Raw genomic sequence first — 24779 nt, 5'->3', positions numbered from 1 at the left:
CACTCAGACCACGAAGGTCTGACACAACGCGCGAACCTTCGCGCCAGACCTTCGTGGGCCGTTGGTCCACGAACATCACGCGGATGTGGTGGAGCAATGGCCCGTGTTTCTATCCTGAATCCGCCGGCTTGCTTGATGATGCTTGCCGGTGTAATGGCTTGCCCCGCCCCGGCGCTCGCCCACGATCCCGATGCGGCCGATCTCGAAATCCAGGAAGTCTCGGTCGTCGGAGACCGGCCGGTCGCGGCTTCCTCGCAGCAATTTATTCCCGACAAGGAGTATCTCCTCCAGCCTCAGGGTCGGCCGGCCCAAGTGCTGCGGCTGATTCCCGGCTTCATCGCCGTGGAACATTCCGGCGGAGCCGGCAAAGCCGATCAATATTTCGTGCGCGGATTCGATGCCGACCACGGCACCGACGTGGCGTTCTTCACCGACGGCATGCCGATCAATTTCCGTTCCCACGCCCATGGTCAAGGCTACACGGATCTCAACTTCATCATTCCGGAGACGATCGAGGGAGTGGAGGCCACCAAGGGCGCCTATCTTCCTGAATACGGCGACTTTAACACGGCGGCGGCGATCAACTTTCGGACGCGCGAGGTCGTCAAGGAGGGAGTCGTTCAGGGGGCCTGGGGACAGTTCGACACTCAACGATACATTTTGATGCTCTCTCCGACGAAGGATAAGGTCCGCACGTTGTTTGCCGGAGAGGCCTACTACACGAACGGGCCCTACCTCAACGACAATCGGTACTTTCGGGCCAACGTGCTGGGAAAAATGACGACGAATTTTTCCAGCCGTGATGAATTGGCGCTCACCGGCAGCTTTCAAAAAGGCCAATGGAATGCATCAGGGGAAATTCCGCTCCGGGCTGTCAACGACGGCTCCCTCGACCGCTTCGGCGCGATCGACCCCTCCGAAGGAGGAAACACCACCAGGGCCACGCTTCGCATGAATTATCACTATGACACCCCGTTCGCCGGGACATTTTTCGCCAACGCCTACGGCCAGTACTACAAGTTTGATTTGTTCACGAACTTCACGTTCTTTCTCAACGACCCGGTCAATGGGGACGGCATTCAGCAGTCGGACCGACGAGGCATCTATGGAGGCGATCTTGGATATAAGCAGCGGGCGGAGATATTCGGTATCCCCAGCTTGGGCACGATCGGATTTCAAACCCGTGTCGATGACATCCATGCGACCTTGGGGACTCAAACCACCAGGGCGCCGACCGGTTTCACCACAGACAGCGATATTCTTGAGGCTTCCTATGAGCCCTACGTCAAGGCCGAACTCCAGCCGGCAATCTGGATGAGATTGTCGGGAGGGCTTCGTGCCCCGATTTTCACGTTCGATGTGAACAATCGATGCAGTACTTGTGCAGAACAGCCGGCCGGTCGTAAGACATCCGGGATGGTCTTGCCCAAGGCCAATCTCGTGTTGGGGCCTTGGTTCAAGACGGAGTTCTTTGCCAACTATGGGCAAGGCTATCACAGCAACGATGCGCGGTCGGCTGTGGCGATCGATGCAGTGCCGCTGGCTCGCGCGCAGACCTACGAGGTCGGTCTGCGCGCCCAACCCTGGGGTCCGGAGGGGGTGATGTTGACTGCCTCGCTGTGGGCGATCGATCTCCAATCGGAGTTGGTGTTTGTCGGTGACGAAGGGACAACGGAAAACCGCGGTCCCACCCGCCGTCGGGGTGTCGAAGTGGCGGCACGGGGTCAGATCTGGGGGCCGCTCTATTTCAACGGTCACGTCGCCTACACGAAAGCGGAATTCAACAATGGTGATGCCATCCCATTGGCCCCGGAACTGACCGCCTATGGCGCCCTGCTGTTGAACTGGCCCGAGGCGCTCACCTCGCAATTGCAGGCCACCTACATGGGTGTGCGCCCGCTGACGGAGGACCGCAGTGTGAAGGCCCCGTCCTGGGTCGACTTTGACCTGACCGAACGGTATCGATTGCCGATCAAGCTGCCCTACGGCCGCCTGGAGGCATTTCTCTTCGTCCAAAACCTTCTGGATACCCAATGGGAGCAGGCCATCTTCTATTTTGAATCGCGGTTGCGAAACGAAGCGACCGGCGTCAACGATATTCATTTCGTGCCGGGCAATCCGCGGTTCTTCATGGGCGGCCTGGCCTGGTATTTCTGATAGCGGGGTCAGGAACCATTTGTCGGAACGACCCGCCGGGCGCTTTGCGCAATTGGTTCCTGACCCCCTTACTGCCTAAGGCCGATATGCAGCGAATGTGGAATGACAAATGATAACTGTTGAATTGAAAGAGCAGCGCCCGGCCGGTTACCATTCAGCATTTGTCACCAAACATTCCCATGCCGACGGTTCTGTCACAAGCCTATTTCAATCGTCCGACCCTGACGGTCGCGCGGTCCCTCGTGGGGAAGTACCTGATTCGGAAAAACGGCACGGAGACGCTGGCCGGCAAGATCGTCGAAGTGGAGGCGTATGTGGGACCCTCGGACAAGGCCTGCCATGCCTCGAAAGGCCGAACAGCCAGAACCGACGTCCTATTTGGCTCGCCGGGGGTCTCATACGTGTATCTTATCTACGGCATGTACCATTGCCTGAACGTCGTGACGGAACGTCCGGACTTTCCAGCCGCCGTCCTGATTCGGGCGATTCAACTGGATGGCTTATTAATCGACGGACCTGGTCGGGTCTGTCGCGCCCTCGGTATCGACCGGACGCTGAACCGGCTCGACATGACGATCGGCGAGCAGCTTTGGTTCGAAGAGCGGGAAAAGAGAACGAGGAAGACACCCATCGGAACGTTCCCGCGCATCGGTGTGGATTACGCGGGCAGTTGGGCGAAAAAACCTTGGCGATTTCGCTTGCTGTCGAGTGAACCGGCTTCGTCAGGATAACGAGGGGGTCAGGAACCATCTGCCGGCACGACCCGCAGGGCGCTTCGCGCAAATGGTTCCTGCCCCCTTAGCGGCGCTCAAATGAGAAGGGGGAACGCTGCGGTCGACGCAACGTCCCCCCTGCCCGTTCTTACATGCCTGAAGGCGTTAGTCGATCTTGCGGTCTCCGCTGATCTTCGTGGCAGAGGTCACCGGAGGCGCGATCTGGATCTGCGGACCCTGGACCTTGGGCAACTGGCCGGCGCCCTGACTGGCTGTGATACGATCATTGTCCGTCTTCTTAAGGTCCTGCTTGACATGCGTATCGTCGAATGCGGCGGCTTTGAGATCGGCCTTCTCGCCGCTCGCGTTGGTCTGGCCGGGATCATTGGCCGTCGGCTGGCCGTTGACCGGACTGCCGCTGTTCTTCATCGGATAGCCCTCATGCTTGGGCAGCATTGCAGGATTGGCCGAAGCCATGGATAGGGCAAACAGCACACCGGAGGCTGTTGCAAGAATGCCGAATACGAGCTTCATACCCCTTCTCCTTTGAATGATGGTGGGTGAAGGATTGCCGTACATAGGTCTGTGTGATAAGGCCTGATCAAGTGGGCGGATCATAGCCAGGGATACCGGCTTCTGTCAAGGATGAAAGCAATCGGGGTTGACCAGGAGTCCAGCGGCTATGTGTTTGAAGACACAAGGAGAAACAAAGGCGCAGGAACCATGTGTCGGCACGACCCGCAGGGCGCTTCGCGCAGAGGGTTCCTGACCTCCTTAGCGGCGGGGCGGCCGTCGTCCCCGGCCTCGGTGGCGGAATGCCGGTCCGCGGCTCACCCCCGGAAGGCGGATCGTGACGGTGGTATCCTCGCCCGGCGCACTGCCGATCGTAATCGACCCGCCGTGCTCCTCGACGATCTTTTTCACGGTGGCGAGCCCGAGGCCTGTACCGGTGCGCTTGGTCGTAAAGAACGGCTCGAAGACCTTGTCGACGATCTCCGAAGGAATCGGCGCTCCATCGTTCTTGATCAGAATGTGATCTTCGATCCCACGGCCGGCTCGATGCTGGCTGACATGGATCGTGAGCTGCCCGCCGGGCGTCATGGCCTCGCAGGCGTTCTTGAAGATGCTCAGGAACACCTGTTGGAGCTTGGCTTCGTCGCCTCGGACCGGCGCCAAGATCGGCGCGTATTCCTTGGTGACGTGGATCCGTGTGACCTCCAAGTCGGTCGCGACGACGGTCAGCGCGCTTTCGATGACCTCGGGTATGCGGACCAGCCGGCGGTTGAGCTCGAGCGGCTTGGCGAAGTCCAGAATCTCATTGAGGATCGCCTCGACGCGAATCAAATCGCGCATGGCATTTTCCACCCGGGTTTGCGGGTCGAAATCCAGAATGCCCTCCCCCGTCACTTCCTCCAACTGCGCGCGGATGGACCCGAGCGGCTCACGGATCTCGGTGGCAAGAAACGCGCTGAATTCTCCGATCGCAGCCTGGCGTTCCTGTTTGCGGATCGACGGCTCCAGTGGAGGAGCGCTTGGTGAGGCGGAGGCTCCCTGCGCTTCGGAGGTGCCTGCGTCGCTTTTGACCGGACTGGGCTGCGGGGACGGAGCCTGAAGCAATTCCGCCAATTTGAGAATAACCGGTTCGAGCGTGCGCGCATCCGTCGGTTGGTACCGTCCGGCTTCCCGCGACGCCAACGTCAGCGTCCCTCCGACCTGGCCGCGAACGAAGAAGGGAAGGACCAGTGAAGATTGGAAGCGGTCCTTGAACACCTGCTTGTGGTCCAGGAAGCGGCCTTGGGTCGAAGCAAGGTCATGATCCACACGGGGTTTGCGATGGCGGATCGCCCAGCCGGCTGCCGAACTGTCCAGGGTCAAACGATGGCCGGGCTTGAGGTCTTTCTTGCCGTCTTTCTGCTCGCCCCGTACGTCGCCCGCCAAGCCGAGGACTTCGACGTTGCCGGCGATGGGGTCGTAGTGGCAGACCCAGGCGCGGTCAAAGGAGACGGTGTGGTTGGCGTCGGTCAGTGCCGCCGTGATTTTTTCCTGTAGCTCCGGCGTAACCTGCGAAACGGGGGCGACGAACATGTCGGCGGCTGATTGCGGCGCGGCGGCCGGTTCGTTCGAGACCAACGCGCGGCTGAGGACCACGTTCATGTTGAACAGCCCTTCGCGATCCAACGCTTTGGTGACGTCGTCGCTGGCTTGATCCATCAAGCCCTTTTCTTTTTTTGCGAACGACGCTCCTTCCTTTCGGCCGATCACGAGGAAGCCGTAGGTGCGGTTGCGGTACTTGAGCGGCACGCTCAGGAGCGACTTCGCCCCCGGTGTGACCATGCGGACCCGCATCGTGCGGCCGCTGTCCTGATCGTGCGAGGACGACCCATCGGCAAGCGCCGGAGCCGATAGCGTCCGGAGAATCGCGTGAACATCCCGAGACGTGAAACCTCGCGCAGCATGACCGACCAGCGGCCCCTGCTCCTGATGGAACACGGCGGCCAGCGCGGAATCGACCGGCAGATCGTTCAACACCGACGTAAGGGTCCGTTGCAGGTGCGTTTCAGGCTGGGCTTTGCTCTGGGTCACAGTCGATCGCATGGTGTGGTTCGTTCAAAAAAGAGGCTGCATTCTAGCAATGCGGGCACGGCAATTCAATGACGAGACTCTTCGCGAGCATCGGATTCTCATATTTTTCCGAGGTCGATATTGGATGTGGACATAGAGGCGGCCTGGACATCGTCACGGGTTGATGATCTTGGGCGGGCGCGGCTCCGAGCGGCGCACCTCGATCCGGCGAGAGTCGCCGGTGAACAGGCTCAGGATGCTGGTGACGACGCTGATCACCAGCGCGCCGCCTACGGCAGACCAGAATCCCGACACGGTGAAGCCCTTGACCAGATAGGCGGTCAATTCAAGCAGGAGCGCGTTGACGACGACCAGAAAGAGGCCGAGCGACAGCACGATCAACGGCAGAGTCAGGATCAAGAGGATCGGGCGGATCAACAGATTGAGAATCGTGAGCACCAGGACGGCGGCGACACCGGCCGCCATATCGCGCACTTCGATTCCAGGGACGGTCGCCACCGCGAGGAACACGGCGATGCCGGTTATGAAGATCCGCGCCGCTGCCGTCTGCATCTCGCTCCTTGCGCTTACTGGGCCGGCGCCGGAGCCGGTACGGCCGCCGCGGCCGCTTTCTTCGCCGCAGAGAAATGGACTTCCGTCGCGATCAGGGCTTTCTTCTCCTTGATCGCGTCGATCACCACGCGGTCTCCCGCGACGGGTAACTCCGTCGAGTTCGGATTGCCCTTCTCCTTGAATCGAGTCTCTTTCGTCAGCTTGACCGTCACGGTTTCGCCCTTGGGCGTTTTTACCTGAATGTGGTCCCGGTCGATCACGGCCACGGTGCCGAGCACGTGTTGGCCGGACCCATGGGCGAAGGCGGTGGCGGAGCAGAATAGGACGAGCGCTGCCATGATCAGATGTCGAACCATCAGATGTCGAATCATAAGTCGGTCGCTCCTTATGTATGAGGCATGATGATTCAGTGGTGATGGCCGTCGGAGTCTCCGGCGGCATCGTCTCCTTCCAGGAATTTGTCGTTCGCGGCTTCCTCTTCCATCTCATGCCGGGTCTTGGGGTTGAGCCCCTTCATCTCATGGAGTTCCTCCGGAGTCAGATTGGGGAGGTGTCGGATGAAATGAACCAGTTTCCAGCTGTCCAAATCCTTTTCAGGCTCGTCGCCGCCCCAGGCCGGCATGGCGGTGAAGCGGATGCCGTTGTGGATCGCCCAGAACAACTCTCCGTCCGACATCGACTGCGTGTCCGTCCGGCGCAAATCGGGAGCCTTGGGATAGACGTTCTTGCCGATCGGCGTTCGTCCGCTGCCGTCGTTGGCGTGGCAGATGGCGCAATGGTCGGCAAAATGAGCCCGCGCGTCTTTCAAGACGGTGGGAGTCAGCGGCACGGGATTCGGCGCGTTTCGCTGGGCGAGGGGAACGGCGAGATGGCGAATCTGTCGGGCGATCAGAACCTCGAGGGCATGAGGCTCCGTCTTCGCGCTGAAGCCGGTTGTGAAGAGCTGGTAGCCGACCCATCCGATCATACCCAACGTCACGAGGCAGATCGCGACGGCGACTCCGATCACCCGCTTTTTCATACTGGATTAACACTATACAAATTCTGCCGGGTCATTGCCAGCGACCAGCGGTTTGCGGGGCGTCGTGAGGCGGAGGATCAGCAGAACGGTGAGCGGAAAAAACATCAGAACGCCGGAAAGGCCGAGCGTCGTTTCGCCGATCCAGAAGGTCACGGCCAGATTGAACAGCAGCACTCCATAGTACAGGCCGACTCCCATTAAGATTCGATTGGTGGTCGCCGTTCCGTCCCGGGCGGCAAGGGGAGGCAGGCGGCGGTCCAACCGAAAATAGATGGCGAGGGAAATCAGGCCCACCACCATCCAGCCGACGTAATTGGACAAAGGGACGCCGAAGTGAACGCCGTCCTCCGCATAGTAGTAGAGTTTGCCCAAGAACCAGCGGTCACCCTGCAACGCCACCGGATCGATCACCATGTCGATCGCGGCGAACAGCAGCGACGTCAGCAGGAGCACCCGCCAACCGTTGCGGACCGCGGGATCGAACTGGAGCGGTTGCAGGCGGGAGGCGGAGTTGGTTCCCTGAGGCGGCAGGAGAAAGCACAAGGCCGTGCAATAGGCGGCGTACAGCAGGAAGCTGAACGAGATTGAATCCATGAACGGAATGTTGGAAATGTAGAGTTCCCGGCCGACCGTGGAGCCGGTGTACACGTACCAGCCGAACGGGAGGCCTGTTCTGGTCGAAGAGAACTCGCACAGGAAAGCGGTCAGCCAGCTGATCAGCCAGAGCCGCCAGGTTCTCGACCAGCCGATCAGTGGAGTCGCAGAGACCAGGAAGCCGGCTAGGAAGATGAAGACATACGGTCGGAGAAAAACCGTTTTGATGAGAAGATCGAAATGTTCCATCAAAACTCAAGACTTACAACTCGCCTCACTGAAAGGTCGTGGGTCAGTTTGCCATCAGAAGCACTGAAGTGTGTCATTCCCGCGGAAGCGGGAATCCAGTCAAGGCCTTCTCCTCAGCATTGAGTCGTGATTGAGGAGTGGATGCCCGCCTTCGCGGGCATGACGCAAGAGGAAACTGACCCACTACCCACTGAAGCATCCGATTAGGCGTAGCCATGAGATCTAAACCACTTCACCGCCTTTTCCAGCGCCACCTCTGGAGGCGTTTGCGGAAGGCCGAGTTCACGCACGGCCTTGCTGCAATCATAGTGCATCTTGTACTTGGCCATCTTCACGCCTTCAAGGGGAATGCGCGGTGTCCGGCCGGTCAGCGCGGCGATCCATTGATTGCCGTACGCCAGCGGAAGCACGGCAAGCCTCGGCAGCCTAAGGGTGGGAGCCTTCACCCCGGTCAATCGGTTGAGGATCTCGAAGACTTCGCGCAGCATCAGATTCTTGTTTCCCAGAATATAGCGTTCGCCCTGCCGGCCCTTCTCCATGGCCAGCAGGTGGCCGGCCGCCACGTCATCGACGTCGATCAGGTTCATGCCGGTTTCAATATAGGCGGGCATGCGGCCTTTCATGAAATCGACGATCACTTGTCCGGTGGGCGTCGGTTTGACGTCGCCGGCTCCCACAGGCGCGCTCGGGTTCACGATCACCACGGGCAGCCCGTCCTTCGCCAGTTTTCGGACCTCCTGCTCGGCCAAGTACTTGGATCGTTTGTAGTGCCCGACCATCTGATCCAGCGACACGGGTGTCTCCTCCGTGCCGACGCCGCCTCCGGGAGGCAATCCGATGGCTCCGATCGTACTGCAATAGACGGTACGCTCGATGCCGACCGCGCGGGCCGCTTCCAGAATGTTTCTGGTGCCGGTCACGTTGATGTCATAAAAAATGGACGGGTCTTTGGCCCAGAGGGCGTAGTGGGCGGCGACATGGTAGAGCTGCCGGCAGCCTGCAAGGGCCTTGCGCAGCGAGGCCGGATCGCGCAAATCTCCGGCAACCCGTTCAACCGCCAAGCCTTCGAGATTCCGGAGATCCGATTCGGGTCGGGCGAGCACGCGGATGCTCACGCCTGCGCGGACCAGCGCGCGCGCCACCGCGCCTCCGACAAATCCGGTCGCGCCTGTAACCAGGACCTTCATAAAGAGTGCGGAGTGCTGAGTACCGAGTGCTGAGGGTTGTGTGCTGAGTGCTTTAGAGAAAAGTGATGAGCTTGGGGTGCTGACTGCCGAGTGAAGGGAGGCAGCGCAGAATATCTTCTCTGAGACTCAGCGGTCATGACGCAGCACTCAGGGCTAGTTCTTGCGTGAGGTGATGTATCCCGCGATCTCACGAAGCGGATCAGCCGAGGGGCCGAAGGAGGACAGGCGGCCGATCGCCCGGGCCACGCACTCGTCGGCGAACCTCTTCGCACCGTCGACCCCATAAAAAGTCGGGTAGGTTTTCTTGCCGCGCTCGGCGTCCGTGTTCGGATTTTTGCCCAGCTCTTCCCTGGTGCCGGTGACGTTGAGCACGTCGTCGGCGACTTGAAAGGCCAGCCCGATGTCCTCTGCATAGCCGGTCATGTCGTCGAGTTGACGGTCGGTGGCACCGGCGGCAATCGCGCCCATTCGCACGGCGGCACGGATCAACATGCCGGTCTTGTGTTTGTGGATGTTCTGCAGCGTGGGCAGATCGATGTCCTGATTTTCTGCCTGGATGTCGAAGACTTGGCCGCCGACCATGCCGGCGTGGCCGGAGCCGCAGGCCAACTCCTGAATCAGGCGGACCTGCCTGGTTGGATCACAGCCTTTCATCAGATCGGGTCGGCTGCAAAGATCGAACGCCATCGTGAGCAGCGCATCGCCGGCCAGGATCGCCATGGCTTCCCCGTAGGCCTTGTGGTTGGTGGGCTTGCCGCGGCGGAAATCGTCGTTGTCCATTGATGGCAGATCGTCGTGGATCAGGGAGTAGGTATGGATGAATTCCAGGGAACAGGCGACAGCCATCAGACCGGGTGGGCTGGTTTCCACGGCCTCCGCCGCTGCAATCGCCAGAATTGGGCGGATCCGCTTCCCGCCGGCCATGAGACTGTAGCGCATGCTCTCGTGCAGCGTGGTAGGGGGCAGCGTGGCGGCTGGGGTCACCCGGTCGAGAAATCGATCAACATCAACCCGTTTGTGTTCGAGATAGTCCGTGATGTTCATGGATGTTCATGGATGTTCATGGAAATGAAATAGATTCGTTGATGATGGATTGTGAATCCGGCGGAGAGTAACAAACGGGTGGAGGGGAGTCAAACGAAGAGCGGATGATGGGCCGTTTGCTCCGGCGATGGGTGAAACCGCATGTCACAGTCGCTACTTGGCTGCGCAACTTGTTCCATTGTGACTTCGTCTAATGGAACCTCGGACAGTGCTCGCCATCGCCGGTGACGACCGCAGCGACAGGGCATGCGACCCATCGCAAGTCGCAAAGCGCCCACCCTCCTTTCGAGGCAAAGGAACGAAGGCTTCCGTCGATGAAGGTGCTCCGCTCTCAGCCGAGCGCTTGAGTGACAGGAGCGCAGTGAAAGAGCAACCACGGAAAAAGCGTGTCTCCTACGCGGGTAAGCCAGGGCCTACCGAGCTTCGTTGCCAAACATAGGCGTACACCTTACCCGCGACCGCTTCGGCTTCTTCCTCGGTGAACGGCGGTCGCGGCAGCGCCTGCCAGAGATTATCGAGAATGAACACTTTGACCTCCGCCTGCGTGGCGGTGTTTTCCGTCCAGTTGCGCATCGGTTCGAGCAGCGACTTCAATGACGCGAGTAACGCCTTGCTGGCTTGCTTCAGACGCTCACGATCGGCCTTGGTGATGTTGTCCTTAAAGAGCAAATCGAAGAGGGCCAGCTCGTCCTCGCTGAGCCCTTCCTCCGCCGCGCGCCGGTGCTCCGCGTCAAGGGTATGAGCCAGCGCACAAGCCGAGTGAACGTCTCTTCCACCGTGACCCGGTCCTTCTCCCGATTGTAGTCGGCGATGATCTCCTGGTACTTCTTGTAGTAGTCCATCCGTAGCGGATTCCGCGCCAACATCTGCGCCAGTTTCCTTTCCACGACATCGCGAATATCCTGGAGAGTCGCATGCTTGCGTTTGACCTTGGCGGCGAATTCATCCCGGAGCGTGACAAAGTCAATGGCGCTCAGATCGACCCTGAGGCCCTCGGCATGGTCTGTGCCCGGCTCCTGAGCGCGGATCGCCTCGTTTACGATACGGTGCAGTTCCTTCAGAACTTCCGTCACATCGGCGGTATCGCGCCGCTCCTGCAACTTCTTGTAGATGGCTTCGATGTTGTCATGGCGTTCTGCATACCGGAAGGCGCTTGGTTCCATCAGCAGCGCCTTGAACCGGGCGAAGACCAGCCGCGCCATGATTTCGAACCGGCGCTTCGCTTCATCCGACGTGTAGAGCGCATCCACGGCATCCCGCAAGGCTTCGATCCGCGCGAACCCGGTGGCGCCCTGAAGCCGACTCGGGTCAAACTTGAGGTCCTTGAGATGGAGTTCCGCCGCTTCGAGCGCCTGCATGAGCAGCGCGACCAATTCTTCAATTGGAGCCACGATCTCGTCTGCTCCGTCGTCAGTGCCCTCATCGCCCACTGCGTACTGGGCCAACGCCTCGCGGAGGCTCTTCAGCATGCCGTTGTAGTCGACGATCACACCGCAGTCCTTTCCCGGATAGACGCGATTGGCGCGCGCGATCGCTTGCATGAGGGTGTGGGCTTTCATCGGCTTGTCGATGTAGAGCGTGGCCAGGCATTCCACATCGAAACCGGTCAGCCACATGGCGCAAACGATCGCGATGCGGAAGGGATGCTGCGGGTCGTTGAACGCCTCATCCACCGGCGCTCGCTTCCCGTCCACCGTCTGAAATCCGGTCTTCATGACGACACGATGGGGAATGATGTCGAAGCCCCACTTCGCGAAGTCGCGGACTTCGTTCTGCGCCTCGCTGATGATGAGTTCGATGATCGTGGAGTCCATCCATCCCGCCTGGCCGCGTAGGAACTCCAGCTCCTTGATCACCCGCTCCCGCCGGTCGCTATCGCGAGTTCCGTCCAGCTCTGCCTCTGTGAGTGGAATCTGCTCCTTCACGTGCGCGAGCTTGGCCTGCCAGCGCGGCTCGACGCGCTGCAACATGCGCGCGCAGGTGATCTTGTCGATGCAGACCAGCATGGATTTCCCCGTCTGCCAACGGGTCGCGCAATGCTCGACGAAGTCGTCCGCCAGCTTGTCCAACCGATCGTCGGCGGTGATCACTTCGTAATCCTTGCCGAGGAGTTGCTCCAGCAGCGCCAGTTGATCCGGATTCAGCTCGGCTCGCTCGATGGCCCCCGCAATGCGATCGTTCAAATCCAACCGCGCGATCCCCAACTTCTCGCCGCGATTCTCATACACCAGCTTGACGGTGGACTGATCTTCCTCCGACCGCTTGAAGTCATAGCGGGAGATGTAGCCGCCGAAGATGCGCTTGGTCAGCTCATCGTGTTTGAACAGCGGCGTGCCGGTGAAGCCGATGAACGAGGCGTTGGGCAAAGCCAGCCACATGTTCCGCGCGAACTTGCCCGCCTGCGTCCGGTGCGCCTCATCCGAGATGACGATAATGTCGTCCCGCTCGCTGTAGGGTTCGGTGACGGGCTGGTTGAACTTGTGAATGAGGCTGAAGATGAATCGGTGATTGCCGCGCAGCAAGCCTTGCAGCTCTTTTCCGGAACCGGCGCGCGGGGTCTTCTCATCGATCACCCCGCACCCGATGAAAGTCCGCCAGATCTGATCGTCCAAGTCGTCCCGGTCGGTCATCAGGACGAAGGTGAAGTTGCCTGGCACGACACGCCGGACCTTTTCGGTGAAGAAGGCCATCGAATAGGACTTGCCGCTGCCTTGCGTGTGCCAGAAGACGCCAAGCCGGCCGAGGTCGGGATGAGCGCGTTTGACTAAAGGCAATTCGCGAACCTCATCGGACAGCGGTCCGCTGGTCAGAAGGGAGGCAGCCTCAGCACCGTGAGGATCGATCGGCGGCTAGCAAATGATCTTCGATCGGAACGCGGTATTCGACGAGACGTTCCCGAACCGGGATCGCCCGCTTCAATTCCTCCTGTCGAATGACCGATGCCACGGCGTTGTTCACGCCCAGGACTTGCTGATTCCGCGCCACGATCTTGCGGGTGCCGCCTGCCCGGCTGTCGTCGAACAAGATGAAGTGCTCGACCAGATCCAGCAGCCGCTCCTTGGCGAGCATCCCATCCAGTAAGATCTGCGCATCCACGCGGCCCGGTTCGCGCTCCGCGTTGCGCTTCCACTCGACAAAATGCTCCCACTGACTGGTGATCGAGCCATACCGAGCCCGGTCTCCATTGCTCACCACGAGAAAGGCATTGTGATGGAACGCCTGTGCGATGCTGTGCTCGCTCAAATAATCGGTGAGATTGTCGTCGAACCCGGCGCGGATATTTCGATAGACCGCCTTGAGCTCGACAAAAACCAGCGGCAGACCGTTCACGAAGCAGACCAGGTCGGCGCGCCAGTTGTAGTGGGGGACCCGTACTCCCTGAATCTTCAGCTCGCGCACGGCCAGGAATCGGTTGTTGCCGACACGACGGAAGTCGATCACCTGCGCCCGCGCATGGCGGCTTTCACCGGAAGGCTCCCGCCATTCGACCGGCACGCCACCGCGGATGAAGCCATAGCACTCGCGGTTGTGCTGGATGAGTGAGCGGGCGAAGTCGATGCGCGTCAACTTCTCGATCGCCTGTTCCCGGGCCGATGCCGGCAGATCAGGATTGAGTCGTTCGAGCGCCGCGCGCAGATCGCGCACCAGCACGACATCCCGTTCGGACAAGCGCCCCAGCGTGCCGGCCGGTCCGAACGTTTCCTGGTTGTAGGCGTAGCAGCTCTCCCAGCCGAGCCGGTCGCGCAGATAGTCGGCGAAGGTCTGCTGGACCAGCCGATCTTCGCTGTTGATGTCGGTGATCATGCTGCTGCCTCAACGGCCACTTTGGCCACGAGACCAAACGCACGATCGAGATCGAAGTCTCGAAGCTCGTCGACTCGGAGGACTGGTTTCAGAAACAGCCCGATCTGGTCTCGCAACAGTCGCAATCGCCGTTCGGAGATATCGACAGGTTCATTGCCCGGCACAGGCAGCTTGTCCTTGACCATCCGAAGCCACGCGGCATCGGTGGGGTCGAGCTGTCGATGCTGAACCGCGTAATCGACATCGAAATAATCCCGAACAGCCGGCTCCCGACGAGTCAATGCGGCACGAAACTTCTCAGCCAACGCTTCTCGTTTGGCAATGCACGCGAACCTAATTGGAGGAACTAACGGCTCCCCGGTGAGGGGATTCCTGAGAATCGTGGCAGCGTGGCTCTGCCCAGGTTGTTCGACCAATAGCTCGCGCAAACTGATTTCAATTTTGATCGTCTCCCTCCGCCGGTAAAGCGGCGACTCATAGCTCACGCTGCCGACGTATTGCCGGGAACTGTTCGCGCCTCTGAGGGGTTCGTCTTCACGGAATTCGGGCATCGCCTTGTACAGCGTGCGCAGTGCCCGTTTCACCGGCTCGATCTGACGGCTGCGTTCCGCGCGCGAAGCATCGACCGGCATGGAGATCGTGAAGTCGAGGTCTTCGCTCAGACGATAAAACCCCGCATGCACTTTCGTCAGACAGGTGCCGCCTTTGAAGACCAGGTTTCCATCGGACAATCCGGAGAGGTAGGCCAACACCACGCTGCAGAAATAGTCCTTCTCGATCAAGGCCGATACGAATCCTTGTTGCGCCGAGGTAAACGCGATGGCCTCGGAGAAGAAGGCGGCATCGTGATGATGGCGCAGCAGCCGGGTCTCAGGCCCGCGCATTGTTCACCACCCCCCATCGGCGATTGATGGTGCCGCGTTTGGGTTTTGACGGAATCCACGGGATAAAGCTCCGTGTGGGCTTCAGCGCTCGCTCAAGCCTCCGGAGAAGCAACGCCTCGACCCCTTCTTGTTCGAGCAAGTACCCCATGCGCCTGGTCGATCCAATATCACCGTACTGCAACGTGACCTGCACGAGGTCTCGCGCCGTCACGCGCCGCATCTTCAAATCGGCGCGCACCCAGTCGTAGGCTCGCGGGACTGTGCCGAATCGAGACCAATCATAGACCGCATCGAGCAGGGTTCGCACTCTCGATGAATAGACTTCCCGTTCGCCATCCGCCGTTACCGTCTCGTCTGTCGATCCCAATCGGCGATCTGCCACCTTGATGAGGGTGAGCTGCACCGGTCCGACTCTCCGCTCTCCGTACAAACGGTTGTTGTACGCGTAGATGCGATTCGGCACCTGCTCGTCATAGCCGTAGCGATTGAAGGCGTTGGGACCGCAGATTTGGTACCGTCCCTTCCGATCGCCGATCAGCGTATTGAGCGCAAGAATTTCCGAGGGCGCCCAGCTTCCGCCCAGAGGAAGACGCTGGGGAATCAGATAGAGGCCTCTGCGCGCCTGCGCGATCATGCGGCCCTTCGAGAGCCGCGTGAAGAGCTTCTTTTCCTGGACACGCGAGATGCCGAGCGCCTTGGTCAGGTCGCCCGTTTTCACTGTTCGCCACCCGCGCATCTGCGCATAGGCGAACAGCTGGCGTTCCAGTTTCCCGAGCATCTGCTTCATCGTTGCACACTATTACCGGTAAGTCCCCTGGTAGGGAACTTGGGCATATTAGTGTGCAACGCCGATGAATTGCAATTAGACGGCGATTTCGCCGCTCATCAGGCGGGGCAATAGGAGGTCACGGGCCGCGCGGAGCTTCTGGTTCAAGAATGTGAGGGTCTTCAATTGCTCGACAGTGGAGCGAACGACACTCTCGAAGCTGCTCAGCAATCCGTGAGGGGGCGAAGGCACCGGGTAAGCTTGCATTTGCTTCCAATCGGCCCTCGGCATCTTCGAACCTTCCTTCATGGTCTGAGCCGTCAGCGCCACAAAGGGGTCGCTCGATACCGTCATCAGAACTAGTCCGTGGTACCCTGCGTCGCCTGCTCGGATGACGATCGAGTCGGAAGATGAGACACCATCAACGAAAGCAATCCCTACCTTATGGAAGTACGGGCGTATCTTCCCGAAAAGGATCTCGCCCTGACGGAAGCGGTGTTTGTTACTGGTGATCTGTTCGGCTGTACCCCACTCACTGAGAGAGATTGACCGACGAGGCATATGTTCCAGGCCGATGTATGGCGTGGATGGCTCAAGTGCATTGGGCTTCACAGGTTCGCGAACTTCCTCACACAACTCACCGAGTGTCTTCCGTTCCCATCCCTCCGGCACGCCGTTTCTAATGCGGGTGTGCTCGTAGCCGGGGAAGCGGAGGCAGACAAACCACTCGCGGTAGAGCTGCCGCGCCGCCTCCTCCAACAATGCCATCCGCCGCCGGTTGTTCTCGATGAGGTCGTCGTAGGCGGAGAGGATGCTAACCGTAGCTGCTTGAACCGGAGGAGGCGGAAGACGCAATGTGATCCGCCTGATGATGTCGTGGTTCAGAGATGCCATCGTTGCCTTGTTCCCTGCCTGCACTAGCATCCATTTCTGATGAGTCTCGGTCAGGAATAAATACGAAACGAAGCGGGGCACAACATCGGCATTCAGGAAGCGAAGGCGGATGCAGTCGGAACCCTGCATCCAATGCTCCTGTTCCTCACCAACAAAAAGATGTCGGTCGACGGCGCCTTTGCGACCAAACACGATGTCCTACGGTTCGAGAAGATGAGAAGAGAGGCGCTCCGCGGTTTCCTCGCTCACGAACTCAAGCTTCTCTGGCTTCAGCCGCCCATAGCCGATGTTGCGGACATTGATCACAGGAGTGCCGTCATCCACGTAGTCACTGGCCTTCAGCTGCGTTCCGAATGGCCCCGTCTGTATTTCAGCGCCGTCATCGTCCACCAGATCACCGATGGTCAGCGTCCGCCAGCTCATGCCCCCAGCTCCTCGAAGTTCTCCTGAATCTTCGCCGCCAGCTCGGCCGTTTCCTTGTTCAGGTCGGCCAGCTCGGTGTGGATGTCGCGCAGGGTCTGCTCGAAGTCGAAGTCCTCGTCCTCTTCCGGCGGGGCGACGCCGACATAGCGGCCGGGCGTGAGGCTCCAGTCAGCGGCCTCGATCTCTTTTCGATCCACCAGTTTCACCAGCCCCGGCACATCCTCCAGTTCCGCTTTTGGAAACCGGTCCTGAAGCCACAGGACTTGGCGGTGGACATAGGCAGCTTGCTTCATCTGCTCGACGGCAGTTTTGCGCTGCTCATCAAGCTGTTTGATCAACTTGCCAGTCGAGCGGCGGTCATAAGTCAGCCCCTCACCCTTGCCCTCTCCCCCGTTGCCGGGGGCGAGGGACATCTCATTGCCGAGGTCCGCGACCCGCGCGGCGAGCTTGTAGAGCAAGTCCACTTGCTTGACGAGACCGAGGATCGCCTCGGCAATCTTGCCTTCCAGCCCGTGCACGGCGAGATTCATCTTCGCGATGTGGATGGTGTCGCGGTTCTTCTCCTGCCCATAAAACACCACCTTCTTTGCCGTGTCGCCGCCCTTATGTTCGATGAAGTGGCTGGACTGGACAAACATGCCGCCGGACCCGCTTGCCGGATCGAACACGAGGCCATGGTCCGGTTCGATGACGTTCACGATCGTCTGCACCAGCGACGGAGGCGTGAAGAATTCTCCGTTGTCGTGGGCTTTTTGCACTGAGAATTCGGCAAGGAAGTATTCATAGATGCGGCCGAATACATCGCCGGTGGCCTGCCTGACCTGCTCGCTGTTGAAGAGCCGCATCAGGTCTTCCAATACTTTCGGTTCGAAAATGCCGTAGTCTTTCGGCAGCACGCCCTTGAGCGGCGGAAACGTATCCTCGATCGCGGTCATGGCGTCAGTGACGAGCTTGGGGAAATCGACACCGCTCACGGCAGCCTGCTGAATCATCCACTCGTAGCGGGCGTTCTTCGGCAGAAAGAGCGCACGCCGGGCGATATAGTCCTCCGGGCGCACCTTGCGCTTCGGCATCTTGCCGCTCGCCTGGTCAGCATCGATCTGCCGCTGCGCCGCCTCAAACCGATTGGCCGCGTGGCGCAAGAAGATCACGCCCAGGACGGGCATACAATAATCGCTGGAGGTCAGCTTGGAGTTCGCGCGGAGGTGATCTGCGGCGTTCCACAGGTCGGAGATGAGCGGGCCTCTCCCGAGACTCAAGGAACTCTGTCGAGGATGGGATGCCGAGCACGCGACCTGTGCGAAGCTTGGGCGCCGTATTAGCTTCCATCTGTTGTTGTGGGTGACGTTGATCTGCCGCTCGCCCGCAGCGGGGTGCCTACACCGGGCGGGGTAAGAGGGCGCACGGCGCGATGAATAAAGAGCGCCACGCTTGTGTGCGTCGCCGAGATGGTGAGGCGGCCGGACCGAGCGGTGATCGACGGCAGGATCCGCACCGTTCCCATTGCTCGGACGAACTCCGACCTCTTTAGAACCTATCTCAAAATTCGTTCATGACGGGATGAGGTCTGTTGTCGTCATTCCCGCGCAGGCGGGAATCCAGACTTTTCAGGTCACTCTGGATGCCCGCTTTCACGGGCATGACTGGTTCTGAGCGGAACACCCATCTTGAGATAGGTTCTAGTCTCCCGGTATCGTGCTGCATAATTGGGGCACGGTCCGGTCGGTCTGCTGTATGGATCATGGGGAGGTGCATCATGGCGGTGACGCTGATCAACGTGTTCTCGGTTCCGAAAGGGCAGGAAGAGGCGTTCGTGAAATGGTGGGAGGACGTGAAGGCCGATATTACCGCACAGCCCGGCTTCATCAGCGGCAAGTTCCATCGCAGCCTCAAGCCCGACAGTAAGTTCAACTTTATCAACATCGCGATCTGGGAAAACGAAGAGATCTACTGGAAGGCCTATGAAAAGAGCGTGACGCCGATGCAAGCCAAGTTGGCGCAGTTGGGCGTGGAAATGGTCCCGGCCCTCTACCGCGTCGCGTTCGAATATCGATCGAATGTCCAGGCGCGCGTGCTTGGCACTGATCGGTGTCGCCTCTGGAATACCTCCCAAGCTCGCCGACTCTGTTCAATGCCGGGACGAAGCACGAGCAACTGTTGACCCCGTTCGGACTGCCGCCCCGCCTGCTCGAGGGCTTCGGCTCCTTGGCCACGTCGTGGTCGAGTCTTTTTTTTGGGATTTCTGCTCATTCCGATCGCTCTGGTCTTGTATTTCAAAAACAGATATTTTACAGTTCATCCCATCCCGCCGGGTGATCAGGAGCGGCTTAACGCCCACCAAGTCACGGCACTACTCCTGTTTAGCGCCGTTGTCGTCGCGCTACGGTGGTGGATGATTGTGTAGCGAGTCCGGGAGTGAACAAGCACCTTTATCTGAGCACGTAGATTCGCGGTGCTGACGCGCCGGCCTTGGCAAGGCCTGGGAAGGATGTGTTCGGAGCCGCGTGGGTCATGCTGTTTCCGAGTATCCATGTGATGAATTGGGGCCCGTTGAGAGAAAGAGTCGGACGAAAAGTGGTGCTGTCGGCGGTCGGCAGATGCTCTCAGAGGTCCCCGTGGTAGCTGCCCGTCCTGGTCAGTCGGCTCCGCTCAAGTCTCTTGGGCTTTCGTGGGAGTCATTCCCGTTCATCGCGATCCATCTGCTCTGCCTCGCCGCGATCCAGACGGGCGTTCGATGGGAATGGGTCGTTCTCGCCGTGGGGAGCTACTACGTGAGGATGATCGGCGTCACGGCGGGATATCACCGCTATTTCTCGCACCGCTCGTTCAAGACCAGCCGGGTGTTTCAATTTCTGCTGGCGTTTTGGGCGATGACGTCCGCCCAGAAGGGGGTGCTCTGGTGGGCCGCCCATCACCGCCATCACCATAAGTATTCAGACCGGGAAGAAGATTTCCATTCTCCCCTGCAGCGGGGATTCTGGTATTCGCACATCGGCTGGATCCTCTCGGATGATCATGTGAAGACGGATTTGAGCCTGGTGAAGGACCTCAGCCGCTATCCTGAAATTCGATACCTGGATCGGTTCTATTTTCTTCCCCCGGTCGTGTACGGCGGCCTGCTCTACCTGCTCTGGGGATTTCCGGGGCTGGTCTGGGGCTTCTTCGTCTCCACGACGGCTCTCTACCATTGCACGTTCTTCATCAACTCACTGACCCATCTGTTCGGGACCGTTCGCTACCGATCCGGCGACGGGAGCAGAAACAGTTTCATCCTCGCCCTTCTCTGTTGTGGAGAAGGCTGGCACAACAACCATCACCATTATCAGATTGCGGCCAATCAGGGCTGGTTCTGGTGGGAGGTGGATCTGTCCTACTACGTCCTGGTCGCGCTGTCGTGGGTCGGGCTTGTGTGGGACATCCGCACACCGCCCCCGCAGGTCAAAGCCGCGACTATCGCCGTCGAGCAGTCCTTTCGATCGCACGGCTCCCAGGCACCGGCCGCCCTCCGGTAGGTCGCAAAGCGGAAATCCAGCGGCCATTCTGAACGGCGGATCATGAACCAGAAATCGACGATCGAGAGTTTGCTGGAGAAAGCCCGTATTCGAATCGACGGGCCGGAGTCGGGGGACATTCTCGTCCACGACGACCGCTTTTATGCCCGTGTCTTGGCGGAGGGCTCGCTAGGGCTCGGCGAATCCTACATGGACGGCTGGTGGGACGCGCGGCGTTTGGACGAATTCTTCGCCAGGTTTCACGACGTGTCGTTGGACCACGCCGTCGTCGACAAGTACCTCATCATGAACGCGCTGAAGGCGCGGCTGTTCAACATGCAGAACAGGCGGCTGTCGAGGCGTGTCGCCCAGCAGCACTACGATCTGGACAGTGCGTTTTATGAGAAAATGCTGGGCCCGTACATGCAGTATACCTGCGCTTATTGGAAGCGGGCCCAGGATCTGGAGACGGCGCAGAAGCATAAGCTGGATCTCGTCTGCAGAAAGCTGCATCTTCAGAAGGGGGATCGGGTGCTCGAACTCGGTTGCGGATGGGGCGGCTTCGCCCGCTATGCCTCCACCCACTACGGATGCCACGTGACCGCCTATAACATTTCGGAGCAACAAGTCAGCTACGCGCGTAAGTGGTGCGAGGATCTCCCCGTCGAGGTGATTCATGGCGACTACCGGGAAGCGGTCGGCGAATTCGACAAGGTCGCGGCGATCGGCTTGTGCGAACACGTCGGATACAAGAATTACCGGACGCTCATGGAGACGGTCCATCGGACGCTGAAACGCCGAGGCCTCTTTCTGCTCCATACGATCGGGAACAACGCCTCGGTCTCGACGGCCGATCCCTGGTTCGACAAGTACATTTTCCCCGGCGGCATGCTCCCGTCCGTTGCGCAACTCAGCGCGGCGATGGACGGGCTTCTGGTGCTGGAAGACTGGCACAATTTCGGTCCCGACTACGACCGCACACTCGTGGCCTGGCAGGAGAACGTGGACCGGCATTGGGAAGAGCTCAAGGCCAAATTCGACGAACGGTTCAGCCGCATGTGGCGCTACTACCTCTTATCGCTGGCTGGGGCTTTCCGCGCCCGCCGCATCCACCTGTGGCAGGTCGTACTCTCCAAGCACGGTGTGTTGGGCGGCTACGAACCCGTACGATAGGCGCATGATTCCTTTTGATGCGTATGCCGAGAAGCGGGCGCGTGCCGCCGCCAGCATGCAGGCCCTCGGTTCCGAGGGACTTTCACTGGAGAAATCCACGTCCAATCTCTTTCGGCATCGCACCGGACCGACGGGACGCCGGCTTGACTTGCGGGAGTTCCGACATGTCCTCCGGATCGATGAGCAGAGCCGGACGGCGGACGTGGAAGCCCTGACGACCTACGAGGAACTGGTCCGGGAAACCTTGCCGTTCCAATTGATGCCGGCGGTGGTGCCGCAGCTCAAGTCCATCACGGTCGGCGGCGCGATCGCCGGGATCGGCATCGAATCCTCATCCTTCAGGCAGGGGTTCGTCCACGAGACGATGCGCGAGATCGATGTCCTGCTCGCCGACGGTCGCGTCGTCACGGCGACCGCCGACAACGACCATCGTGAGCTATTCTTCGGATTTCCCAATTCCTACGGCACGCTGGGTTATGCGCTGCGGACCGTCGTCGAGCTGATTCCGATCAAACCCTTCGTGAGGCTCACGCACCGCCGCTTTACGGATCCGGACCGATACTTTGAGGCCATGTCCGAGGCCTGCCGTTCGGGCGACGCCGATTTCGTGGACGGCACGATGTTCGACGCGGAGACGTTCTATTTGACGACCGGAGTCTTCGTGGATCGGGCCGAATGGCTGAGCGATTACACGTATCTTCGGATGTACTACCGGTCCGTGACGGAGAAGGCGACGGATTACCTGATTGCGCATGACTATCTGTGGCGTTGGGACACGGATTGGTTCTGGTGCTCCAAACACTTCTTGCTGCAGTATCCGATCATGCGGCGGCTGTGGGGCAAGGAGCGGCTCAATTCGACGGTGTACTGGCGACTGTGGAAGCGGGCTCACGCCTCTCCGGTTGCGCAATCGGCGTTGAAGATGATCCAGGGCCGGCAGGAGGCAGTCATTCAAGATGTGGAGATCCCGATCGAACAGGCGCCTCGCTTTGCGCGGTTCTTCAACGAGCGCATCGGCATCACGCCCGTCTGGCTCTGCCCCGTCGCGGCGCGCGATCCCTCCCGCTCATATAGCTTGTATCCCATGACACCGCGCACGATCTACGTCAATTTCGGTTTCTGGGATACCGTGAAGAGCCGCCACGGCGACGGGCATTTCAACAAGCTGGTCGAGGCCGCGGTTCTGGACCTCCACGGGCACAAGTCGCTGTACTCGACCTCGTACTACTCTCGAGAAGAGTTCGATCGGCTGTACAACGGCGAGGCCTATCGTCGCCTCAAGGACCGTTACGATTCGGGGCACCGGTTGAAAAGTCTCTATGAGAAATGTGTGCTCAAGCTGTGACGGTTGCCGCGGCCGAGATGGCCGGTCACGGTCAATGGCCGGTCCCGCAGCGCTTGTCATTCGGTCGGCCGCCCCGCTATACTCCCCTGTTATGAGCATCAGAAAAGCCGGCGGTGATTGGGAGCCGATGCTGCTGCCGATCGAGCCGCGACAGTGTAAGGTGTGCCGGCAGGGACTCTATCGCGACAAAACGATGCTCCGTGGCGGTTGGTCCCGCTGCAGCGTCTGCGACGAGTTCGTCCACTATAGTTGCCTGGCCAGCGGCAAGGTGTCGTTCCTCAAGGCCCGACCTCGTATCTGCAAGACCTGCCGCGCTGCGGAAAGTGCGGCGTCCGCCACCCCGACGGCGGATCATCCGGCGGCCGTGGGCTCGTGACCGATCCCGACTCAGGCCGGTCCTCCGATGACACGAGGTGGCAGCAGGTTCTGGCGCAGAGCGTGCGCTACGTGCTGGCCCCGATGATTCTCCTGTCCAGCGGCTTCTTCACGGCGAATTTCCTCATCAGCGGCCAGTACACCTGGCCGAGAACGAGTCGGGCTGCGGCCTTGACGCTGACGTTGCTCGTGCTGTGCTACGAATTTGTCTATAAGGAACATCGAGCGAAAACCGGATCGCACGAGCGGGCGCGCGCAGTCCTGCTGTATGCCTGCGTGATTCCCTACATGGTGGGCGCCATGATTATGGTGGCGCTGTGGAAGCTGTAAACGGTTCGTAACGGAGCCGGCGGGCGTGCCGCACTCGGCCACCGGGTTGTGCGGCCGAAAGAGAGTCAATGGCCCAGGTCTTTCGCAGTGGGGCGTTTCTTCAGCAATGCTGGTCGGTGCATCCGCTCTGCATCGCGGTCAAACGGCTGGTGGACGACCGCACGCTGATTCTCAGCTGCAGCTCCTGCCGGTCCGTTCATCACTTGGCGCTGGGGCCGGTCACGGTGCGGGCTTCGGTGGTGTCGGCTGATCCGCAGGACACCGAACGGCCGGGCGAGGCCGATGACGGGGGAGCTCGGCTGACGGAATGTCTCCAGGCCCACGCGGCGGCCCTGTCGCTCCGGGACATGGATGTGTTCAGGGATCAAGCGCTGATCCGCTGCGCGGAATGCCGGCGACATTATGCCTTGGCGGTGACGGCCTTCGAGACGCACCACAAGTGATGGGGATGGGGCGGATCCCATCCGACACACCGACACATGTGGGTCGCCTGGTCTTGGTCGCCGGTTCGGGGACGCCTCGAATGGGACGCGTCTCAATCGTGTTCGGTGTTCGGAGCAGAGTACGATGAACGATCCTGTCTGTTTCACCGACGAGGAAACCGCTCTCCTCGCCGACGGCGAGTCCTTTCGCAAGAAGCAGCGGGTCTCTGCGAAGATTCGAATGATGTTGGAGGCCGTTCACCTCGCCCTCAACGACGAGCTGACTCGCTCGCGGCTGTTGGCTCCGTCCGAGTTCGACCGCTCGCATCACCAGTTCGTGAAGGGCGAACATCTCGAATCCTGTCCGTATCAGTACCTTGATTGCCCCAAGCACTTTCAGGGTTCCGACAAGTGCACCTTCCGAACGCTCATCTGGTGGGGCCATCATGTGGTCTTCGCCTGGATTCTGGAGGGGGCGCTCGTCAAGCAATACAAGAAGAATCTGGTCGACCGGTTCCATTCCGTCGCAGGCCGGCACTTGGAATTGTCCACGGCTCCGACCCTCTGGGAATGGAAATGCGGGGAGGGGTATACGGTTCCTCTCACCCATGACCGCAAGGCGACGACGGCCGCCGTCCTGGCTGAGCGGGGGTTTCTAAAAATCGGGCGATATGTCTCTCTCGGTGATGCCAGGGTCCGGCAGGGGGACCTGGCCATGCTCGCCCGGGAGGCGTTTGCCGCCATGAGCCCCATCGTCTCCTCGTGAAATTTC

At 60.1% G+C, this 24779-nt stretch carries 24 protein-coding genes and 1 pseudogene; 10 read left to right on the top strand and 15 right to left on the bottom strand.

Features of this window, described 5'->3' with window-relative positions; genetic code table 11:
• Positions 1–96 precede the first annotated feature (96 nt).
• Positions 97–2157 carry a TonB-dependent receptor plug domain-containing protein gene (locus P0111_15345; GenBank protein MDF0645404.1) on the top strand — a complete coding sequence of 687 codons (2061 nt, stop codon included), beginning with the start codon at positions 97–99 and terminating at the stop codon, positions 2155–2157.
• Between the two features lie 179 nt (positions 2158–2336).
• Positions 2337–2888, top strand: coding sequence for a DNA-3-methyladenine glycosylase (locus P0111_15340; GenBank protein MDF0645403.1), 552 nt, complete (start codon positions 2337–2339; stop codon positions 2886–2888).
• A gap of 147 nt (positions 2889–3035) precedes the next feature.
• On the opposite strand, the gene P0111_15335 is transcribed toward P0111_15340, so the two are convergent.
• The 15 genes and pseudogenes from P0111_15335 to P0111_15265 all read right to left on the bottom strand — a co-directional run bounded on the left by P0111_15335 (position 3036) and on the right by P0111_15265 (position 18130).
• Positions 3036–3404: a hypothetical protein gene (locus P0111_15335; protein MDF0645402.1), complete on the bottom strand. Its 369-nt coding sequence runs from the start codon at positions 3402–3404 to the stop codon at positions 3036–3038.
• 240 nt (positions 3405–3644) lie between these two features.
• A complete protein-coding gene (locus tag P0111_15330; GenBank protein ID MDF0645401.1) occupies positions 3645–5465 on the bottom strand; it encodes an ATP-binding protein in 1821 nt (606 codons plus the stop codon).
• Positions 5466–5606: 141 nt separating this feature from the next.
• Positions 5607–6005, bottom strand: a complete 399-nt coding sequence (locus P0111_15325; protein ID MDF0645400.1) for a phage holin family protein — start codon at positions 6003–6005, stop codon at positions 5607–5609.
• A 14-nt stretch (positions 6006–6019) separates the two neighbouring features.
• Positions 6020–6376, bottom strand: a complete 357-nt coding sequence (locus P0111_15320; protein ID MDF0645399.1) for a DUF5666 domain-containing protein — start codon at positions 6374–6376, stop codon at positions 6020–6022.
• Between the two features lie 35 nt (positions 6377–6411).
• Entirely contained in the window at positions 6412–7026 is a 615-nt protein-coding gene (locus P0111_15315; protein ID MDF0645398.1) for a cytochrome c, read from the bottom strand.
• Positions 7027–7038: 12 nt separating this feature from the next.
• The gene (locus P0111_15310) at positions 7039–7869 is read right to left on the bottom strand and encodes a carotenoid biosynthesis protein (GenBank protein MDF0645397.1); all 831 of its coding nucleotides are present in this window, start codon (positions 7867–7869) and stop codon (positions 7039–7041) included.
• Between the two features lie 203 nt (positions 7870–8072).
• Positions 8073–9056 carry an NAD-dependent epimerase/dehydratase family protein gene (locus P0111_15305; GenBank protein ID MDF0645396.1) on the bottom strand — a complete coding sequence of 328 codons (984 nt, stop codon included), beginning with the start codon at positions 9054–9056 and terminating at the stop codon, positions 8073–8075.
• Between the two features lie 153 nt (positions 9057–9209).
• Entirely contained in the window at positions 9210–10100 is an 891-nt protein-coding gene (locus tag P0111_15300) for a polyprenyl synthetase family protein (GenBank protein MDF0645395.1), read from the bottom strand.
• Positions 10101–10493: 393 nt separating this feature from the next.
• Positions 10494–12874: pseudogene (locus tag P0111_15295) on the bottom strand (DUF3387 domain-containing protein).
• A 49-nt stretch (positions 12875–12923) separates the two neighbouring features.
• Positions 12924–13904: a type I restriction endonuclease gene (locus tag P0111_15290; GenBank protein MDF0645394.1), complete on the bottom strand. Its 981-nt coding sequence runs from the start codon at positions 13902–13904 to the stop codon at positions 12924–12926.
• Positions 13901–14788, bottom strand: a complete 888-nt coding sequence (locus tag P0111_15285; GenBank protein ID MDF0645393.1) for a nucleotidyl transferase AbiEii/AbiGii toxin family protein — start codon at positions 14786–14788, stop codon at positions 13901–13903. Before P0111_15285 ends, P0111_15290 begins: the two co-directional genes overlap by 4 nt.
• Positions 14775–15575 (bottom strand): hypothetical protein, encoded by an 801-nt coding sequence (locus P0111_15280; GenBank protein MDF0645392.1) that lies wholly within the window; start codon positions 15573–15575, stop codon positions 14775–14777. Before P0111_15280 ends, P0111_15285 begins: the two co-directional genes overlap by 14 nt.
• A gap of 75 nt (positions 15576–15650) precedes the next feature.
• Positions 15651–16577, bottom strand: a complete 927-nt coding sequence (locus P0111_15275) for a restriction endonuclease subunit S (GenBank protein ID MDF0645391.1) — start codon at positions 16575–16577, stop codon at positions 15651–15653.
• 69 nt (positions 16578–16646) lie between these two features.
• Positions 16647–16871 carry a hypothetical protein gene (locus P0111_15270; protein MDF0645390.1) on the bottom strand — a complete coding sequence of 75 codons (225 nt, stop codon included), beginning with the start codon at positions 16869–16871 and terminating at the stop codon, positions 16647–16649.
• Positions 16868–18130, bottom strand: a complete 1263-nt coding sequence (locus P0111_15265; GenBank protein ID MDF0645389.1) for an N-6 DNA methylase — start codon at positions 18128–18130, stop codon at positions 16868–16870. Before P0111_15265 ends, P0111_15270 begins: the two co-directional genes overlap by 4 nt.
• 497 nt (positions 18131–18627) lie before the next feature.
• Here P0111_15265 and P0111_15260 point away from each other — a divergent pair, with 497 nt between their 5' ends.
• The 8 genes from P0111_15260 (at position 18628) to P0111_15225 (ending at position 24773) form a co-directional block, all read left to right on the top strand.
• On the top strand, positions 18628–19032 hold the full coding sequence (locus tag P0111_15260) for an antibiotic biosynthesis monooxygenase (GenBank protein ID MDF0645388.1): 405 nt from the start codon (positions 18628–18630) through the stop codon (positions 19030–19032).
• Positions 19033–19486: 454 nt separating this feature from the next.
• The gene (locus tag P0111_15255; protein ID MDF0645387.1) at positions 19487–20383 is read left to right on the top strand and encodes a fatty acid desaturase; all 897 of its coding nucleotides are present in this window, start codon (positions 19487–19489) and stop codon (positions 20381–20383) included.
• 42 nt (positions 20384–20425) lie between these two features.
• A complete protein-coding gene (gene cfa / locus P0111_15250; protein MDF0645386.1) occupies positions 20426–21535 on the top strand; it encodes a cyclopropane fatty acyl phospholipid synthase in 1110 nt (369 codons plus the stop codon).
• Between the two features lie 4 nt (positions 21536–21539).
• Complete coding sequence (locus tag P0111_15245; protein ID MDF0645385.1) at positions 21540–22880, top strand: FAD-binding oxidoreductase; 1341 nt, start codon at positions 21540–21542, stop codon at positions 22878–22880.
• Between the two features lie 91 nt (positions 22881–22971).
• Positions 22972–23256 carry a hypothetical protein gene (locus tag P0111_15240; GenBank protein ID MDF0645384.1) on the top strand — a complete coding sequence of 95 codons (285 nt, stop codon included), beginning with the start codon at positions 22972–22974 and terminating at the stop codon, positions 23254–23256.
• Positions 23253–23585, top strand: a complete 333-nt coding sequence (locus P0111_15235; GenBank protein MDF0645383.1) for a hypothetical protein — start codon at positions 23253–23255, stop codon at positions 23583–23585. The genes P0111_15240 and P0111_15235 overlap by 4 nt, the downstream gene beginning before the upstream one ends.
• A gap of 68 nt (positions 23586–23653) precedes the next feature.
• Positions 23654–24028: a hypothetical protein gene (locus P0111_15230; GenBank protein MDF0645382.1), complete on the top strand. Its 375-nt coding sequence runs from the start codon at positions 23654–23656 to the stop codon at positions 24026–24028.
• Between the two features lie 124 nt (positions 24029–24152).
• Positions 24153–24773: a hypothetical protein gene (locus P0111_15225; GenBank protein ID MDF0645381.1), complete on the top strand. Its 621-nt coding sequence runs from the start codon at positions 24153–24155 to the stop codon at positions 24771–24773.
• The last annotated feature ends 6 nt before the right edge of the window (positions 24774–24779 follow it).

Origin of the sequence: Nitrospira sp., assembly GCA_029194535.1 — a bacterium.
Taxonomy (GTDB): Bacteria; Nitrospirota; Nitrospiria; order Nitrospirales; family Nitrospiraceae; genus Nitrospira_C.
This window is presented reverse-complemented; position numbering and strand designations above follow the sequence as displayed.